Source organism: Gordonia asplenii, assembly GCF_012933505.1.
Lineage (GTDB): Bacteria > Actinomycetota > Actinomycetes > Mycobacteriales > Mycobacteriaceae > Gordonia > Gordonia asplenii.
On sequence record NZ_JABBNB010000112.1, the window covers coordinates 1 to 379 of the forward strand.

Annotated in this window: 1 protein-coding gene; it reads left to right on the forward strand. The window is 65.4% G+C overall.

Annotated features, from left to right (window positions below):
- On the forward strand, positions 1-379 hold a 379-nt coding region (locus tag HH308_RS29410; protein ID WP_170197837.1), incomplete at both ends, for a DUF222 domain-containing protein.

Below are 379 nucleotides of genomic sequence, written 5' to 3' on the forward strand. Positions count from 1 at the left end.
TTCGGTCACCGCCCTGGCGGATGCGTCGACGGAGTTGTGTTCGGATGCCGAGCTGGTGGAGGCGACCCGGCTGCATGAGGAGTTGTCGCGGCGGGTCGAAGCCTTGACGGTGCTGAGGTATGCGGACAATCTGCGCCGCGGCCCGACACCGATGATCGAGTCGGCGGGGTCGGTGTGGGCGTTTTATGAACAGTCGTTGAACGTCGGCCGCGGGGAGCTCAAACGTCGCCGCGAGCACGCCGACAAACTCGCACCGAGCCTGACTCCGTCCGGTGAACCGGTCGCCCCGCTGCTGCCGGATACCGCGCAAGCGTTACGCCGCGGCCAGATCTCGCGGACGCATGTAGATGTGATCGTCAAGACGATGCGCAAGATCCCA